A 19,225-nucleotide genomic window follows, 5' to 3' on the forward strand; every position below is an offset into this window, starting at 1 on the left:
TTTAGATTTTTTAATTTTTCAGGTTTAAAAATTTAAACCTATTTCAATGCTTTTCTCTTTTTCAAAGGACAGCTCTATATCTATTGATTCTAAAGACTTTTCTGGGTTTTTAATAATTTCTGCCAATAATTTTTCATATTTTAATTTGATTAATTCGATTGTTTCTTTGGTATGGTTTTCAGTATTATAGTTTATACTTCCTGACAGACTTTCACTATTTGCTTCAAAAGTGATTAGCAACGGAAGCCTGCTGTAAGCCGCATTTACCGGAACTAATTGTAAATTGAGGTTCTCAGTTAAGGAAATGTTTTTGTAATCAAATGATGGATTTTGCAATACCAGCAAAACATCCAATCTCAGTTTATTTTGAATGCTTTCAGGAAGATCCTGATGACTGTCAATCAATAACAGATTTTGATGTGTCTGATGAAGGATTTTTTCAATAGCCAGTTCCGGATTCAGGTTTGTTCTCAAAGGCAGCGTTTTTACAAACATTCCTATCTGATTATGGAGCTCAGGGTGTGTCCTTCCTGAGTTAACGGTTCCAATGCAAAAATCATCTTTCCCATACATTTTATATACAAGCATATTGAAAGCTCCTGCCAAAAGCGTATGAATTGACACATTATATTTTTGTACAAATACATTAATCTGGTCAGATTTTACAGATTCAAATATAAAATTACAATCTGCCAGGGTATGCTTTTCTTCTAAAGATTCGGCACTAAAAAGCATGTTGTTTTTCCATGAGTACCCTTTTAAATGAGCATCCCAAAACAGCTGATTTTTCTCCTTGGTGGTTTTGAGCTGTTTCTGATGCCAAATGACATAATCTTTAAATTGAAACTTTAACGGATGACTCTGTTGCTCTTGTTGCTGTTCTACTATTGCTTTGTATTTGCTGGCAAACTCATTTATTAAAATTTCCAGAGACCATCCATCCATTACAATATGATGTGTCGAAAATACCAGATGTGAAGTACCTTTCTTCTGATGGAATAATGCAACTCTTAAAAGGGCTTCTCTTTCTAAATTAAATGCCTTATTTATATAGGTTTTTAACGATTCTCCTATTTCTTCTTTCTCTTGAAAAAACTCATGAATCTCTAAATTTGATTCTTCTGGCTTTATAATTTTTTGATATGGAGCCCCTTCTATTTCTATAAAATGAGTCCTCATGGTTTCATGTTTTTTCTGTATTTCTGAAAAAGCCTGATTCAAAGCCAACTTATTGATCTCGCCTTGGATTTCGAATACCGCAGACATATTGTATGCTATTGATTTTTCTTCCAATTGAGATGCTAACCAAATACCGTATTGCGACTGGGTCATCGGATAATACGGGCTTTTTTCAGCAGGCATTATACTGGTATTTTCACTTTTCCCTTTTTTCTCCAGATACTTTGAAAGGGATTGTATGTCCGGATAATCAAAAACATCTTTCAGGGTTATTCTGTAATGTAGTTGTTCGTCGATCCGGTTGATCAGTTTTACAGCATTTAGCGAATGCCCGCCCAATGAAAAAAAATTATCGGTTGTACTTATTTTACTTTCGGTACCCATTATTTCTTTATAGTAACTATGGAGTTTTTTCTCTATTTCCGTAACCGGCTCTTCGTGAAAAGACACCGTGTTTTTGGACATTATCTCACGCATTGAAAGCGATTTCCTGTCTACTTTCTTATTAGGCGTCAATGGAAATTCCTCTACACATAGTATACTATAAGGAATCATGTATTCAGGTAATTCTTTCTTCAGTTCATTGATAATGGAACGGTAATCAAACTTTTGCATATCCATAATCACATAGGCAATTAAAACCGCTTCCTGATTGGCATTCTTCTGTGCTACCACTACAGAGGCTTTAAGATTTTCTATATGATTTAGTTTGGTTTCAATTTCACCAAGCTCAATGCGGTATCCTCTTATCTTTACCTGATTGTCATTACGTCCCAGAAATTCTATTTCTCCTTCTCCATTCCATTTCCCTAAATCCCCTGTATTGTATATTTTCTTGTTTTGATTAAATGGGCTTCGGATAAATTTTTCGTTAGTCAATTCTTCATTTTTGAAATACCCTTGTGCTAAACCGTCTCCACCAATATAAATAGTTCCGACGCTGCCAATAGGCAAAAGCTGCATAGCTTCGTCCAGAATATAAAATTCTGTGTTGTGAATAGGTTTGCCAATATTTGACGCTTCACCTGCTTTGGTAATTTTTTTACATCCGGACCAGATTGTTGTTTCTGTAGGGCCGTACATGTTCCATAATTCAGCCGTTGTTTCCAGCAGTTTTTCTGCCAATGTTTCACTTAATAAATCTCCGCCACACAACACTTTTATTGATATATTCCCTTTCCAACCGGCATTATAAAGCATTTGGTAAAAGCTGGGAGTCGCCTGAATTATGGTTGGTTTCAATTCTTCCAATGCTGTGACAATAGCCAAAGGATCGGATAAAAGCTCCTGACTTGCCATATAAAGAGACGCTCCGAAAAGTAGCGGTGTAAAAAATTCAAGTATAGAAATGTCAAAAGATTGTGTTGTAACGGAAAACAGATAATCCTTCTCTTCGATTTTAGGTTTCTGTTGTATGCTAATTAAAAAATTGAGCAATGATTTATGACTAATGGCAACACCTTTAGGATTCCCTGTAGAACCAGAAGTATAAATAATGTAAGCTGTATTGTCAGAAGACGGTTTTTTTAATTCAGCCTGTTCCCTATTAATTCCCTTATTCAATATCTCTTCAACGGCAATCAATTCCTTGTTTAAATTCAAGCTGTATTTTAAATTACCGGTTGTAATAATTTGCTGTACTTCACTGTGCTCAATGATATATTCCAGACGGTCTTTTGGAAAAGAAGGGTCTAAAGGAATGTAAGCGTTTCCCGATTTTAGCACTCCTAATAAAGTAGCTACAAGATGTACTGAGCGATCCATTAAAACAGCCACTGGCAAAGGGCTATCGGTATTTGTGTGCGTTTGCAGATAGCTTGCTATTGCATCTGAATAGCTATTCAATTCACTGTATGTTACCTCTTTTTCCTGATCTGCTAAAGCTATTTTATCAGGAGTTTTGGATACCTGTTCCTTAAAAACATCCATCATCGTAAGCGTTTCAGAATACTTGAATTGTGTTTGGTTGAAATGCTCTAATAACTGCTTTTTCTCTGTTTCGGTGATATATTGATACTCGGAAAGCGGTTTCGCAGGATTATCGATTACACCTGAAAGCAACATTTCAAAATGAGTCGAAAGCCTTGTAATATCTTCCTGATTGAAGTAATTGACATTATAATCAAAGTCAATTTTTACATCTTCCGACGGGTCAAATTCACGAATATAAATAGCCAAAGCAACTCGTTCTGCATTATGAGACAGCGGAATTACAGTTGTTTGAGTATTTATAAAATGATCCGAATAATCCTGTTTTTCGTAAGATAGTGTGATATTGAAAAGTCTTTCGCTTTCCTGGAATAAACCCAGTTCTTTAATTAATTTGCCTAAAGGAAATCTTTGATGGCGGTAATCCTGACGTAATTGTTGTTTTATGTTTTTGATGAGCTCTTCAAAATTATCTGAAGGACTAAATTGTATCCGTAAAGGAGCTATGCCCATAAATAATCCTACCGTTTTCTTGAATACGGATTTACCTCTGTTTAATACCGGAAGACCAATGCTAAAATCATTATTTTGGTGCTTTCTTCCGAAATAGAGATACAACACGCCCAATATGGTATGAAATGTCGAACATCCCATGTCCTTACTGATTTGTTCCAACTGATTGTAAACAGAACGTTTTATTGTTATTTCTTTCCGTTTACTTTGATTCGGTCTGCTGCTGGAATTTTTTCTCTCTAATAGTAGTTCCGGAAGATGCTGGAATTTTTCTCTCCAATAGGTCTGATCATTTTCGTAATCTTTTGATAAAAAATACGCTTGATCATCATGAGCAAAAGCCTGATAAGTATACGGATATTCAGAAGTTACATGTCCGAAATTCAGTATTTCGTTGTAATTTTTCACCAATCGCTGAAACATCAGAGAAGTTCCCCAGCCATCGGTAATTATATGGTGATATACAGAGAATAAATAATGACTTTTTTCGCTGACTTTTATAAGTATGAACTTGTGTAAAAGTGTTCCTGTATCTAATTTAACAGCTACCTGAAATCTTTGCCGCATAAATTCATTAGCCTCAACATCAGCGTTTTGACTAAATGAAAAATCCATGTATTCTAAAAAAGAATCATGCTTTTCAATAGTATTAATTGTTACCTGATCATTAGTCTGATTTATGGTGCTTCTGTAAGAATCGTGCTGGTCTATTAATTGTATATAAGCCTGATTTAGTATTTCATAAACAATATCTCCCTTAATAACGATTTTGGCTCCTATGTTATAGATTGGATCGTCAGGGTACATCAATTGCTCAAAATAAACATCTTGCTGTGGAAGTGTGAGTTTCATTTTAATAAAAAATAAGAATAAGAAACCCTGCAATCTTCTGATAAATGAAGATTGTATGAGTCATCTTTGATTGAAAAGTTTATTTAAATTATGCCCAAATGTTTTCGGTCAGTTCTTCTTTGGTAGTTGTTTTTATTTCTTTGACAATGTTTCCATAATCAAATTTTATGATTCTATCCGCCAAGTGAAAATAGGCATCGTCATGGGTAACTGCTATTATTGTCTTGCCTTCTTCTTTAAATTTCGGTAAAAGATATTCGTAGAAATATTTCCTGAAATGAGGATCCTGATCTGCTGCCCATTCATCCAAAATCAAGACGGGTTTTTTCTCCAGTAAATTGAATATTAAAGACATTCTCTTACTCTGACCTTTCGAAAATTTCCTCCTTACAGATTCCTCTTTGTCATCTAAGACAACTTCGCCCATCTCCATCATTTTTAGTAACCCAACATAATCTTCATTCTGCTCCAGAATATAGTTGTCGTAATTTTTAGAAAACAAGTGATTATCAGTAAACACTGCGGAAATCAAATCTTGTATGTCGGCTGGGTTCTCACTATTGTGTTTTTCGGCATTAATAATTATTTCCCCTTCAGCAGGTTTATAAAGCCCTGTGAGTAAATTTATAAATGTGCTTTTTCCTGAGCCATTTCCTCCAACTATAAATAGAGTTTCTCCTTTTTGAACCATTAAGTTTACTGGTCCTAATTTAAACGAAGCATCTTCATCTTTACTAGGATACGAAAATTCGACATTGGAGAAATCTATCGATTCGAAATCTTTCAGCTCACTTTTTTCGGTATTTATTTCTTCTTCCGTTACTTCAAAATCCTTCATGAACTTTGAAATTCTTGAATTGGCTACAAAAAATCGGGTATACAGTTGCTGTAAATTAATAATATTGTTGATAGGCCCGGATATGAACAAAATAATCACTACATAAGCGATAACATCTTCTCTTGAAAGCAATTCAAATGCCGGCAATACAAATAAAATAACCGATACAACAAAGTACAATCCGTACTGGCTGATCAGGTTTATGGACAAAAACACATAGTTGATGTTAAAATCCAGATTCATTGCGGCATCTCTGTTGGGAATGATAAATTTATTCATTAAATTCTCTCTTCTTAAAAAACTTATTTTAAGCTCTTTAAATCCTCTGATAACATCATCTACAGATTTATAATAACCGTCATTATATTCTCTTAACTGATTCACTTTTTTGGACATCGTATTCATTACAAAAAAGTAACACAGCGCTACCAAAACAATTAAGGTTAAAACAATTAAGGCTGATACCAATGAAAGTGTAAACATATAAATCAGGCATAATACCAGCATCAGAATCGAATTGATAGTATGCGTGACAGTGTAAGGCAACAAAGAGAAGGTTCTTAAATCTTCCACAACCGTATAAAATCGCTGAGAACCGAATTGTTCCAATCGCAATAGCGGCACACTTAATATTTGCTTAAAAACTTTTTTCTCATTTTCATACAACAAATTGAAAGAAAATTTATTCAGTTTCTTCTGGAAAATAATGTTTAACAAATAAGTATATACAAGAACAGCAGTAAATACAATCCACATATAGCTGCTGAGGAAGGCGTCGTTCCCTGCCATAACATTGTTAATGATATACACTATTGCAAATGTCAATAGGGTATTCGGGACAGCATACAGCAGTAAATAAATAATTTCCCTTTTTTTGATTTTTAGCACCTTGAATACGTTTAGGTTAATATTAGTTTAAACTCCATTCTTTCCGCATCGATCTGATTGATTTTCTCTTCAATATCTGTCAGATTGGTATTTCCGTCAAACATTCCGGTTATCTTTAATAGAAGTTTGATAATCTTGAGTGTAAGGTTTTGTTTTTTGTGGCTATTGCTCTCTGTTGAAATGGTTTCATTGAGCATAAAATTTAAACTTCCTAAAATATATTTAAACTTCATCGACAAGTTTTCCGAAACAGTCACATCATTGATTATGATAGGTTCAAACTCGTCTTTAACCTGAATATTGGTTTTTATGTCAAATATGTATATATATCCGTTTAAGATATAGTATACTTCTTCCGTAGTATTATCCATAATATCTTTTTATAATTAAATTGGTAAATGTGTATAGCGATTTATTCAGAGACAAAAACGCCTTCTGAAGCAATGTAAATTGATACTGAATCAAAGAAAATGAAGCGACTTAAATGCCTAAACAGCCTTCATGGTTTTGAGGAAAGAACTTCGTAATGCTCTTGAAATTTCCTCAGAATGGTTGTAAATAAAGAAGTGATTTCCTTCCAATATTTTATATTTAAAATGAGAATCAGTAAACTTGTTCCAGTTCTCAATTTCTTCGCAGGTCTCCTCTTCTGTGCCCATCATGGCATAAAGCGGAGTGCGGACTATTATTTCTTTTTCAAAAGAGAAATCTTTTTCAAGACATTCGAAATCGGCTCTCATGATAGGGGCAAAATAATCGTACAATTCGTCATCCAAAAGTACTTCTTCAGGAACACCGCCTAATCTTCTTAATTCGTCTTTAAATTCGGAATCATTCAATAAATGGCGTATAATTTCTTTTTCCTTTTTTGTCCCAGGCCCTGAGTTTCCGGTAACAATCAGCTGTTCCGGGAAATGCCCCGATTCTTCTAATTTTGAAACCACACTCAGTCCTAATGTGGCTCCCATACTATGCCCGTAAACAATAAATGGCGACTGGTTTCTTAATTTTATAATCTGATTAAAATAATCTTCAACCGCTTCTTTTTTAGTTTTTACTAATTTTTCATTAGACCGTTTTCCTCTTCCCGGTAATTCCAATGGAATGAATTGTATATCCGTCTTAATGTGTTTTTTTAGAAAATCATAAGAATAGGTACTGCCTCCGGCAAAGTGTAATAAAAATAACTGCATAAATTCATTGCTTTTTAATTTCTGTTACTGTCTTTTACCTGTCTTTCTTTAAATTGTTTCTCGGCAAAACGGTACAAAAGCGTGATATTAAATTGCTCCGCATTTCGGTTAGAAATTCTATTCAAAGTATAATTCTCATTTTTTGTTACCTGTTTTTCTTTTCTTGAATCCAAAACATTGATGGCATTAAACCCAACAGTTAGTTTATTCGATAAAAAACTTTTATTCAGCGATAAATTCAGATAATAATTCGAGGCTGTTGCCGATTGTGCATTTCTGCTTTTCCCGACGTAGTTTAAAAATCCCTGGAAATTAATTTCTTTAGGAAATTTTACTTGTGCTCTCATTTGAAATTGCCAGTATTGATTGGAAAAATCGAAATCCTGATCCTCGTATATACCTTTTTGTGAGAACCTGAAAAAATTAAAACTGGAATACAAGCTTAGTCTTTTTATAGGATTGTAATTCACCGAAGTTTCAAATCCGTATTTGGTTTCTGAATCTAAATTAACCGGTAATGCCACAAAAGAATTGTCTGCATCCTGGTATACGTAGTATTGCATAAAATCTTTTGTCCTGTGATGGTATAATGAAGCATTCAGGTAAATTTTATCAAAATTCTTATTGGCTGCAAATTCAAATGCATCTGTATATTCCGGATCTAAATTAGGGTTACCGGCAAATTGATAGGTGAAATCTTTTATTTCATTGAAAGGATTCAAATCCCAAATAGAAGGTCTGTTGATTCTTTTACTGTAACTCCATTGCAATCCTGATTTTTCAGAAATAGTATAACCCAAATGCACCGTAGGAAACAAGCGGTTGTAATTGATGTTTTTGGCAAACATTTGATTCACATCTTCAATTTTAACCGATGTAAACTCATCACGCAGTCCTAAAAGATAATCGAATTTACGCCACTCACCACCATACTGAACATAAGCAGCTCCTATTGTTTCTTTGTAATCTAAATCATTATCCAGCCCATTAAAAACCTGCCATTGATTGCCGACGACATTTTCTGCCAGGTATTTATTTGAAACATTACGATGCTCTCCTTTTAAACCAAATTCCAGTTTCCCTTTTTCTTTTATAGGTGTGCTATAATCTGTCTGTAAAACAAAATCCTTGTTCCCGTTTAGGTTGTTTGTTCTCAGTTGTTTTGAACTTTCCATGACGGGCATTGTCTTCTGAGTATTGATGTTCCAGTCTTTTGTACTGTTCCAAAAATCATACTGAAAGTCCACAGTTAATTTCCTGCCTTTTTTCTCAAAATTCTTCAAATAATTCAATTCCAGCTGATTGTAACTTCTGTTTTCCAAAGATTTTGTATTTCTTACGAAAACACTGTCAGCCAAATTTTCGGTATAATAATCATAGCCGATAAGTGACTTATCTGTGTCTTTTGTCACATTGATATTATAGGCAAGCGTAAGGGTTTCCTTATCATTAAAATAATAATCAAATCCTCCGTAGAATAATTTTCCGTCATCATGTCTGTTTTCGTCTTCAAACTGATGCAATGTCCTGTTCGCCCCCAACTGATTGGACATCTGATTGGAACTGTATTTACCTATATAATCCGTATAACGCTGACCGATAGTAGCAAAAAAATTCAGCTTGTCCGTTTTATAATTAACAGAGCTTCCTATCCTTGAATCGATGGGAACTCCATATCTTAGAGTCATCTGACCGTTTATTCCGTCTTTTTTGTTTTTCTTCAATATGATGTTCAATATTCCGGCGGAACCGGTAGCCTGATAACTGGCGGAAGGGTTTGAGATAATTTCTACTTTTTCGATATTAATCGCAGGAATCTGATCCAATGCATTATTTAATGTAAGTCCGGATTGTCTCCCGTTTATTAATACCGTCACATTCGAATTGCCTCTTAAACTCACCTGACCGCCTGCATCTACTGTAACTGATGGTATATTTTCCAATATATCCAAAGCAGAATTACTTTGTGCAAGGATGTCTTTCCCAACACTGAATACTTTTTTATCTCTTTTGAATGAAAGTGTGCTTTTTTGGCCAACAACGACAACTTCATTAAGAAAGTTCACATCAAGTTGCAGCTTTTGCTCACCCAGATTGGATTTTTTATTGGAGTCATCCAAAACTATTTCTTTTGAAAGGGTAATATATCCGTTATAACTTACTTCAATAAATAGTTTTTGTAAAGGAACAGCCATTTCAAACACTCCGTTTGCTTCAGTTATTCCTGCTAAAAGGACCTTTCTGTCTGAATCTAATACGGTTATATTCGCGTAGGGCATCGGTTCTGACTTTTCACTAACGATTTTACCCGAAATCGTTCCTTTTAAGTTGATTTTGGTTTGCGCATTGGTTAAAATGCTAAAAAAAAGCAATAGGAGAATAGCGCTTTTAAACCTGTTTTTATCTCTCATTTTTGTATCTTTATACTATTTAGATTGTTAAATTCCGCTAAACTAATTAATTTGTAGCTCATTTACTACAGATTTATATTCTATTATTTTCTCTCCAAACAATCTTTCTGATTCTACCCCTTTATTTCGGCAGTATTCCAAAAGTTGATTTGATTGAACAATTGGTTCTGATTCACTGGTATATTTAATGGAACTGATATGCTTCAGCCACGGCTCCATACCCATAGCATACACAAACACATTTTTAGCGGAAAATACATCAATCAATGCTCTTGCCTGTTCGAAGTTACATCCTGCCAATCTTCTGGATTCATCCATATCTCTTTGCATCGGATTAGGCAATAATGGTCCGTAAAGCCAAGATAAAGGAGCTCCATGACATTCCATTCCTAAGAAAACAACATCAATATCACCAATTACTTTGTGGATTCTTTCGTATAATTTTGGCGCAATATTGCATGAATCTGCTGCAAATAACATTCTGTATCCGTCGTTAAACTCGATACTGTGGCATATTTTACTTCTAACATCCAAATCACAATGCTCACCAATAAATGGCAAACCGGTAATTTTAAAATCAGGAAAATGCTTAATTTCCATATCACCTAATTCTATAATGTTTTTGAATCCGATTTTTTCAAACATAAGCTTCAAACTCGGATCCTGAATATTTCCTCCACTACATTTAGGGACGATAATGTGACCTATTCTGCCTCTTATTCTCAGCAGTGTTTCAAATAAAATATGATCCTGATGATTGTGTGTAATTAGCACATAATCAATTTTTTCAGGTAAATCTTCGTAAGAGAATCTTGAGATATCGGTTTCGTATCCGTAACTGATGATAGGGTCAACTAAAATTGTCGTATCTCTTGTTTCTGTTAAAATACAGGCGTGTCCAAAGTATCTTGTCAGAACTCCGTCTCCATCGTATTTCTGATATTCTTTAGGCTTTTCTGTAGTGAAAAATGTTCTGAATAAAATTTTCTGATCTTCATCGGTTATATCAAATATTTCCACTATTTCACTGTATTTTTTAGGTTCCAGTGACATTTCAAACAGACGGTCGATTTTCTCACTGTTAAAGGGTATGTCTAATCTCAAAATTTCCGGAGAACCTAATTTTGGCGTGCTAAGAACAAAACTTCTTGAGTCATCATCTAAAACTAAAAAAAGATTGACACTCTGTATCGTTTCATCATAATACTCGGTTTCATACAATAACGATTCAAAAAAACGGAAAGACGGATTATTATTAATATCATACACCAATTCAACCAATCCTTGCAGGCTTTCCGGTATTTTCGAATACAAATCGATTAAAGCATACCCTTTGGCACTGTTTTTAAGCATGTTATGCAATTCCAGAATATCATCATTAAGATTCAATAATTTAGCGCATTTTTCTGTAGTGTTGTCAATTAACGATTGGATTTCATCTACACGTCCTCCGTTGTAATCAATAAAAGGGCCACCCAACATTTTTGGGTTTTTAACCGCTGCCGCATGAATCATCGGGTTCTGAACATACGATTTCATGATTTTCAAATGTCTTGACTTGATATTCATTGCAGCTGTAGCAGGTGAAACAATATGTGGCCACGCATACCAGTTGTCAATTAATGGCTCAATTACTAAATTAGGTTTGATGTAAACTAAATCTTCATTATGTACTCTCATGGTATTTGTTATTTTTCTATTGTTAAAAAATTTTCTTGTTTTTCGTTTAGTCTTGCAAATTGATTTTCCACGTTGATTTCGATAACTAATCCATTATCGAACATACTGCTCTTGATTTCTAACGGATAATTCCTTTTACCGGAAAAACGCATCACTTTTACTTCATTATTGTCCAATTGGATATCCTGACTCAGGCTTCCTGAAAGATCTAAATTGTTAAATGATCCTAATGTGAACTGACTTAGGTTAAAGTTGTTTTTAGCGTAAAAAGCTCCGTTTAATAGTGCGTAAGGAATTTGCTGGGATTCTTTTGAAGTCAGATAATTTCTTTGAATGATTGATGTTACCGTTTCCATTGAATCCGAATTTTCTATACTGATTTCAACCGGAATTGTATTGGTAAATTGACCTATTCTATTTTCCAAATCGAAGCCCATTAATTGGATATCTCTCGAATTGACCGTAATTTCAATAAAGAATGCCGAATCAATTTTTATATAATTCTTCAAGCAATACGAAAGAATATAGTTACTCAATAATATTCCGTTTAATCGGCAGAATTGCTTTATTTCATTCAATTCGATCTCCCCTATTTTAACCAAAATCTTTTTCGACTCTCCTTCTTCATCTCTTTTAAGAGGCTGTATTGGCAAGCCATCAGACTGACTGTATTCCAGAATTTCAGAAAGTGATTCCACTCTATTATTAAGCGATTCCTGAAAATCAAGCGATTGAATGTATTGCTTCTGAATTTTTGCAAATATTCCGTTTCCGCCAACTTTTAAATTAACTGTGTTTTCATTTCCGTTGTACCTGTCGTTTATATACTGCATCAGCATATTATTGGACTGAAAATCCGTTACAATATGGTGAATCGTAATTTGTACGATGGCATTCACATCATCATGACAGATATCAATATGGCACATATCTCCTTTGTCCAGCTCGAAAGAATTGTTTTTTGCTTTTAATAAATGGCCCTGAATGTTTTCAGTGTCTTTCAGATCCATCTTATTGTATACAACATGCGGTGTAAACTCGGCAAAAGGAATCAGTTCCTGGTATGTTTCTTCACCATCTTTAACTATTTTGATTCTTAACTCCGGAATCAATTCGAAAATGTTTAGAATGGTCTTGTCGAATTTTTCTTTATCAAAAGGAGCCAGTTCAAATGTGAAGTATTGAATAGGATGTTCGTAAATTCCATCATTCGTGTACACCATCTGATTTACTGATAATGGAACTCGTCCGTTATAAATAACTGATTCATCCAAATCAGCGAATGCTGTTTCGCTTTTTTCCAAATGATGTACCAATTCGTTTATCTTCGGATATTTAAGAATTTTAATCACAGGTAACACATATCCTTCTTTTTTCAATTTTGCAGCTACCTGAATTGACATTAAGGAGTTCCCGCCTACTTCATAGAAATTATCAAAGACTCCTATTTTTTCGATCCCAAGAACTTCCTGCCATATCTCGGCCATTTTCTTTTCAATCTCATTTCTTGGAGCTGTGTATTCTTTTCTGATAACGTCTTCTCCTGTTATTTCCGGCAATAATTTTCGGTCTACTTTTCCATTTGAATTTAACGGCATCGATACGAGTTCCACATAAAAACCAGGAATCATATAGTCTGGAAGATTTCTTGCCAAATGCGCTCTTAACTCAGATTTATCAATAGCATTCGATTCTGACACATAATAAGCCACTACTACTTTTTCGCCTTTGATTTCCTTCGCAACAACAACGACTTGCTTTAAAGATTCGGAATAATCCAATATTTTAGCTTCTATTTCGCCCAATTCTATTCTAAATCCCCGAATCTTCACTTGTTGATCCTTTCTTCCTAAAAACTCTATATTCCCATCTGTTAACCAGGCTCCCAAATCTCCTGTGTCATACATTTTTGTCTCTGGGTTAAATGGATTTTCAATAAATTTTTCAGCTGTCAGTTCCGGTTTGTTCAAATATCCTCTTGTTAGTCCTGCTCCTGATAGATATATTTTCCCGGGAATTCCGACTGGAACTAATTTTAGCTGTTCGTCCAAAATGTAAGCCTGCGTATTGGTGAGTGGTTTGCCTATGGGAATAGACAGATAATTTTTGTTGTCAATCTCAAAATAGGTACTGTAAGTAGTATCTTCCGTAGGACCATATAAATTATAAACCTCAACCATATCTAAAGGCAGTTTTTGCAGAATATCATAAGAAATAGGTTCTCCCGCCATATTCAAAATCGAAACCTTATCCCATGAAACTCCTTCTCCCAATATTTCTCTTACAACCGAAGGCACCGTATTTATTAATATCCTTTCCTCCTTTTCTATGAAATCTCTAATTTCTAATCCGTGCTGCAATACTCTTAATTTTTTACCTATTGACAGGGTATAAAACATCTCATATATCGATAAATCAAAACAATATGATGTCGCAGCAAATACGATATCAAATGCGTTGGAATCATATAGTTTGTCCGCCCATTGTATCAATTCAACCGTGTTTCTGTGTTCAACCATTACGCCTTTAGGATTACCTGTAGTTCCTGAAGTATAAATCACATAGGCTAAATCCTTTGGAGAGCTTATCTTTTCTATGTTCTGGTTAGAAAAACGTTCCTGATTCGCATAAAATAATTCCAAACTTTCGTGGTCTATAACCAACTTGCAATTGCTGTCTTTTTCTATATAATCTATTCGCTCTTGAGGATAAGCCGTATCGATAGGAACATAAGCTCCTCCAGATTTTAATATTCCCAGAATGGCCAAAATCATTTTTTCGCTTCTATCCAATCTAACCCCGATTAAATCATTTGGCTGAATATTGAATTGCTCTCTTAAATAACCTCCTAATTGATTTGCCTGTCCATTCAATTCATCATATGTAAGCTTTTTATCTTCAAAAAGAACAGCGATAGTATCGGGTGTTCTTTTTACCTGCTCTTCAAATAAGCTGACAATAGTATCGTAATTAGTGTATGAACATTCGGTGCTGTTGAATGCTACCAGTAATTCTTCCTTCTCCTCTGAGGACAGAATAATGTCTTTGTCTAAGATATTGTTCGGTTTTTTTACTAATAAATCCAGAAAAGCCGAATAATAGTTTTGCAGCTTTTGTATGGTTATCCCTTCCTTTAGTTTTCTTTGCTGACGCCATGATACTTTTATACCATCCCCGATAGGACGAACAAACAGATCTAAAAAAGTATTGGTGGCTTCAAAACTGATGTCATCAAATTGGGATTCTTTTACATCTTCGGTTTCTTTTACGTCAAGTTCATTATAGATATGGAAATCTATATAATTAAACATCGTATCGAAAAAAGGATTTTCCTCTCTGTTATTTTTTGAAAAACGGGTATGCAATTCAAATAAACTGATGCCTTCAAACTGTTTTTGAACAGTAATCAGATCGTTTATTTCTTTTACAAATGCAACAATTGTACCGCCTGTTCTTTTTATCCGAAAAGGAATCGTATTTAAGAAACAGCCCAGAATTTTGTCACCGTCTTCAAGTAATGGCCTTCCGCTGGTAACAATACCGGCTAAAACATCATTATCATAAGTCAGCATTTGTAAGGTGTGTAAATAAGCAGCAAAACATATTGTTTTCAGGCTGATACCGTTGTCTTTACCAAACTGCAGTAAGGCATCATACATTTTTGCATCGAGTACAAAATCGGAATTCTTAAAAACAACTTCTTCCGTAAAAATGTCCAGACGTTTATAGTCTTCGAGCATATCTGCCCAATACTGATTATGACTTTCGCTCTTTTTGATGCATTTTTGTTCAAATACATAATCTTTATAAGTCAGCGACAGCTTTTTCAATGCTGATATTTTTCTTTTTTCCAGAATAGCAACATAAGTATTATTCAATTCTGTCATTAAAGACGCTACACTCCATCCATCCAATATGGCGTGATGAAATTGAAAAAACAAATACCATTCTTTTTTAGCTGTCTTGTAAATTTTCATGCGCCAAAGACCTGGTTTATTTATTTTAAAAGGGTTTTCTGTACGCTCCTGAATCATAAACGCTTTAATCTTATTTTGCTGTTCTTCCTGATTCGCTTCAGAAATATCTTCAAAATCCAATTGTGTGGCAATCCAATCGTAAACAAGATGCACTGGCCCGCTATAGTTTTCAATATCGTAAGCGGTACGCAGGATTTCATGTTTTTCTGTCAAAATAGCAACCGCCTTTACAAATGAATCCTGTTGGAAGTCTGAAGTAGGTACTGGAAAGAAAAACTGATCATGGTATACCCCATTATTTCCGTGTAAAGAAGAAGCATACAGCATGCCCAACTCAATATCGCTCATGGGAAATATGGAAACAATATCCCGCTCATCCCAATTCAATTCTTCAGATAATTTTTGGAAATCCTCTTCTATTTTTGCTTTTACAAAAGGAGATATTTCACTCTCAATACGTTCCAGTTTTATAGACAGTAATTCTTTAATAGAGACTAAAGCATAAATATCAGCCAGTTTATAATTCAGTCTTAACTCTTTGTTCATTTTGCTGAGTACTCTGATTGACCGTATGGAATCACCACCCAGCTCGAAGAAATCATCTGTAACTCCTACTTTCTCGACACCTAGAACATCTTGCCATATTTCGGTCATTTTTTTCTCGGTTTCATTCTCCGGGGCAACATATTCTCTGCGTATCAGATCACCATCAATTATTTCCGGTAATGCTTTCTTGTCTGTTTTTCCGCTTGATGTTAATGGTAAACTTTCCAATACGGCATAGAAGCTTGGAACCATATATTCCGGCAATTTCTTTTGTAAGTAATTGCGGATTTCTGCTTTATCGATGTCCTGCTCCTGCAAATAATAAGCTACGAGGGTTTTTTCGTTATTTACTTCTTTGGATACCGCCACTGCTTTTGTAATTCCGGGGTATTCCATTATTGCGCTTTCTACTTCTCCTAATTCTATCCTGTTACCCCTTATTTTTACCTGATTATCAATTCTTCCGATATAATATATCGTACCGTCCGGTTTCCACTGAGCAACATCTCCGGTTCTGTATACTTGGTAGCCTTCTCTAAACGGATCCGAAATAAATCGCTCCTGAGTAAGCTCATCCAGATTCAAATACCCTTTGGCTACTTGTATTCCAGAAATAAGCAATTCACCAGGAACACCAATGGGCTGAAGCTGGAAAGCATCATTCACTATATATATTTTTGTATTGGCTATTGGTTTACCAATGCTTACTCCGTTCTGAATTACATCGATTTCGGTGAGATCAATTGCTGTTACATCTATAGCTGCTTCTGTAGGACCATAAAGATTATGCAGGCGTGCCGTTGGAAATTTTTCTTTGCAGGTTTGTGCCATAACAGCCGGCAATTCTTCTCCGCTGCAAACAATATGTGAAAGACTGCTTTCTTTTTTATCGGCTGTTTCCAGCAAAAATACTCCCAGCATTGAAGGAACAAAATGAATTATTGTAACTCCCTTTCCATCTATCAGTCCTTGCAAATAATAAGGATCTTTGTGTCCTTCAGGCTTTGCTATTACTAATGCACTTCCTGTTATAAAAGGCAAAATCAATTCCCAAACCGAAACATCGAAAGTATAAGGGGTTTTCTGAAGAAATACATCCTTTTCTGTGATATTCAGGTAGTCTTTCATCCACATTAGACGGTTGAACAATCCGGCATGATGATTCAATACGCCTTTCGGATTTCCTGTCGAACCGGAAGTGTAAATGCAATACGCCAAATGTTGTGTCTTGGCTGTTATTATAGGCCTCGTTTTACTGTAATTCCCTTGAAATCCTCTGAACTTTTTAAATTCGCTTTCATTCAGACATGTTTTCAGATTACCGTCTTTTATAATGTATTCAATCCGCTCAATTGGGTAAGCAGTGTCTATAGGAACATAAGCTCCTCCTGATTTTAATATCCCAAATAAGGACACAATCATTCTTTCGCTTCGGTCTAAACATATTCCAACCAAATCATTCGGCTGAATATTATAAAAATCCTTCAGGTAGCTGGCCATCTGATTGGACTCTTCATCCATCTCTTTATATGTCAGTTCTTTGTTTCCAAAAATAACTGCAATATTATTTGGTGTTTTCAGCACCCGTTCTTCAAACAAATCCAGTATTGTTTTCTCTTTGGGATAATCAACCGATGTATCATTCAATCCAAATAACAAATGATTTTTCTCTTCTTGAGAAAGGTAATCTATCTCTTGTATAAGGACATTAGGATCTTCTAAAACCGTAATGAAAATGTTTTCTAAATGAGAGAAAATCTGATTTATCTGACTGGATTCATAAATATCAGTATTGTAAATAATATTCCCGTTTAATCCTTCTTCAGATTCTGTGAATGTAAATTCTATATCAAATTTCGAAGAAGTGACTGCTATTCCAAATCCTTCGACTTTCAGGTCCTGAACTGACTCGTCATTGCTGAGACTGTTCAGTTGACTTTGGTTTTGCAAAACAATCAACACGTCAAACAATGTGGATCGGCTCCTGTCTCGCTTGATATTCAGTTTGTCTGCCAATTCATCAAACGGATAAGTCTGGTGCTCATAAGCTTCAAGTAATATTTCTTTTTCTGCTTTTAATAAATCTGCGAAACTTTGTTCTTGACTTATTTTCGTTCTTATTGGCAATGTGTTTAGGAACAATCCTATTTGCTGTTCCAAATCAGGATGTTCTCTTCCTGCGATTGGTGTCCCGATTATTATATCCGTTTGGGCGGAGTACTTATACAACACTGTTTTTACTGCTGTCATCAAAGTCATAAACAGCGTTACATCCTGAGATTTTGAAAACATTTTTATCCTGTCTGACAGCTGTTTCGAAAATCGATGGGCACAATGATCTCCGTTATATGTTTTAACTGTAGGACGCGTTTTGAAACTTGGCAAATCAAGAACAGGTAATTCTCCCGAAAACTGATTCAACCAATATTGCTCAGAAATTTTCTGTTTTTCCTTTCCGATTTCCCCATTAAGCCAGACAGCATAATCCTTATATTGTATTTTTAATTCCGGTAAATCGATTTCTTTTTCCTGAACCAATAAATTATAAATCTGAATGATTTTGGAAACCAATAATTGTATGGACCAGCCATCGCCAATTATGTGGTGCAAAGACAGGAAAAAAACATACGTTTCATCGTTTAAACGAATTATGGAAGATTTCAGTAAAGGAGCTTGTTCCAAATTGAACGATTCGCTGTTTTTCTTTTGTAAATAGTCCAAAATTAAACCGTCAGGATTCACTTGATCACTAAAGTCTTTCCTTTCTATTTTAAAATCGACAGCATCCATTGGAACAACATACTGACGTACATCTCCCTCTTCATTTGTTTTAAAATAAGTTCTTAAAATTTCATATTGCTCAATTAAAATCTGGAAGGAACGTTCTAATTTGGTTAAATCAATACTGCCGGTAAATTTAACTGTCAGAGGCATGTTGTACGCTAATGAGCCTCCTTCAAACTGACTTAAAATCCATAATCGGTGTTGAGATGCGGTTAATGGATAATGTTCTTCTTCTGTTGTTTTGGGAATATAAGAAAAGGCAGAAAACATCCTGATCAAATCTTCCTTATTCGCTTTTATTTCTTCGATAAGATCCGGTGTCAACGATCCTTTAGGTGCACTTATATCTAATTTACCATCTTTAACACTCAGGATTATCCCTAATGATTCAAGTTTATTTATTATCTCCATTCTAAATTATATGTTTAATGAAAT

Annotated in this window: 7 protein-coding genes; all 7 read right to left on the reverse strand. The window is 34.7% G+C overall.

All coding sequences use genetic code 11. The features are described 5' to 3' along the window. Positions 1 to 24: 24 nt before the first annotated feature. Entirely contained in the window at positions 25 to 4,473 is a 4,449-nt protein-coding gene (locus tag ACRDEC_RS13255) for an amino acid adenylation domain-containing protein (RefSeq protein WP_431498839.1), read from the reverse strand. Positions 4,474 to 4,561: 88 nt separating this feature from the next. After that, on the reverse strand, positions 4,562 to 6,199 hold the full coding sequence (locus tag ACRDEC_RS13260) for a cyclic peptide export ABC transporter (RefSeq protein ID WP_431498840.1): 1,638 nt from the start codon (positions 6,197 to 6,199) through the stop codon (positions 4,562 to 4,564). Between the two features lie 11 nt (positions 6,200 to 6,210). Next, on the reverse strand, positions 6,211 to 6,570 hold the full coding sequence (locus tag ACRDEC_RS13265; protein ID WP_431498841.1) for a hypothetical protein: 360 nt from the start codon (positions 6,568 to 6,570) through the stop codon (positions 6,211 to 6,213). Between the two features lie 117 nt (positions 6,571 to 6,687). Beyond that, positions 6,688 to 7,392: a thioesterase II family protein gene (locus ACRDEC_RS13270; RefSeq protein ID WP_431498842.1), complete on the reverse strand. Its 705-nt coding sequence runs from the start codon at positions 7,390 to 7,392 to the stop codon at positions 6,688 to 6,690. A gap of 14 nt (positions 7,393 to 7,406) precedes the next feature. Further along, positions 7,407 to 9,803 (reverse strand): TonB-dependent receptor domain-containing protein, encoded by a 2,397-nt coding sequence (locus ACRDEC_RS13275; protein WP_431498843.1) that lies wholly within the window; start codon positions 9,801 to 9,803, stop codon positions 7,407 to 7,409. Positions 9,804 to 9,845: 42 nt separating this feature from the next. Beyond that, the gene (locus ACRDEC_RS13280) at positions 9,846 to 11,483 is read right to left on the reverse strand and encodes an MBL fold metallo-hydrolase (protein ID WP_431498844.1); all 1,638 of its coding nucleotides are present in this window, start codon (positions 11,481 to 11,483) and stop codon (positions 9,846 to 9,848) included. Positions 11,484 to 11,491: 8 nt separating this feature from the next. Next, positions 11,492 to 19,201: an amino acid adenylation domain-containing protein gene (locus ACRDEC_RS13285; protein ID WP_431498845.1), complete on the reverse strand. Its 7,710-nt coding sequence runs from the start codon at positions 19,199 to 19,201 to the stop codon at positions 11,492 to 11,494. Between the last annotated feature and the right edge of the window lie 24 nt (positions 19,202 to 19,225).

This window comes from Flavobacterium sp. (genome assembly GCF_050696275.1).
Taxonomy (GTDB): Bacteria; Bacteroidota; Bacteroidia; order Flavobacteriales; family Flavobacteriaceae; genus Flavobacterium.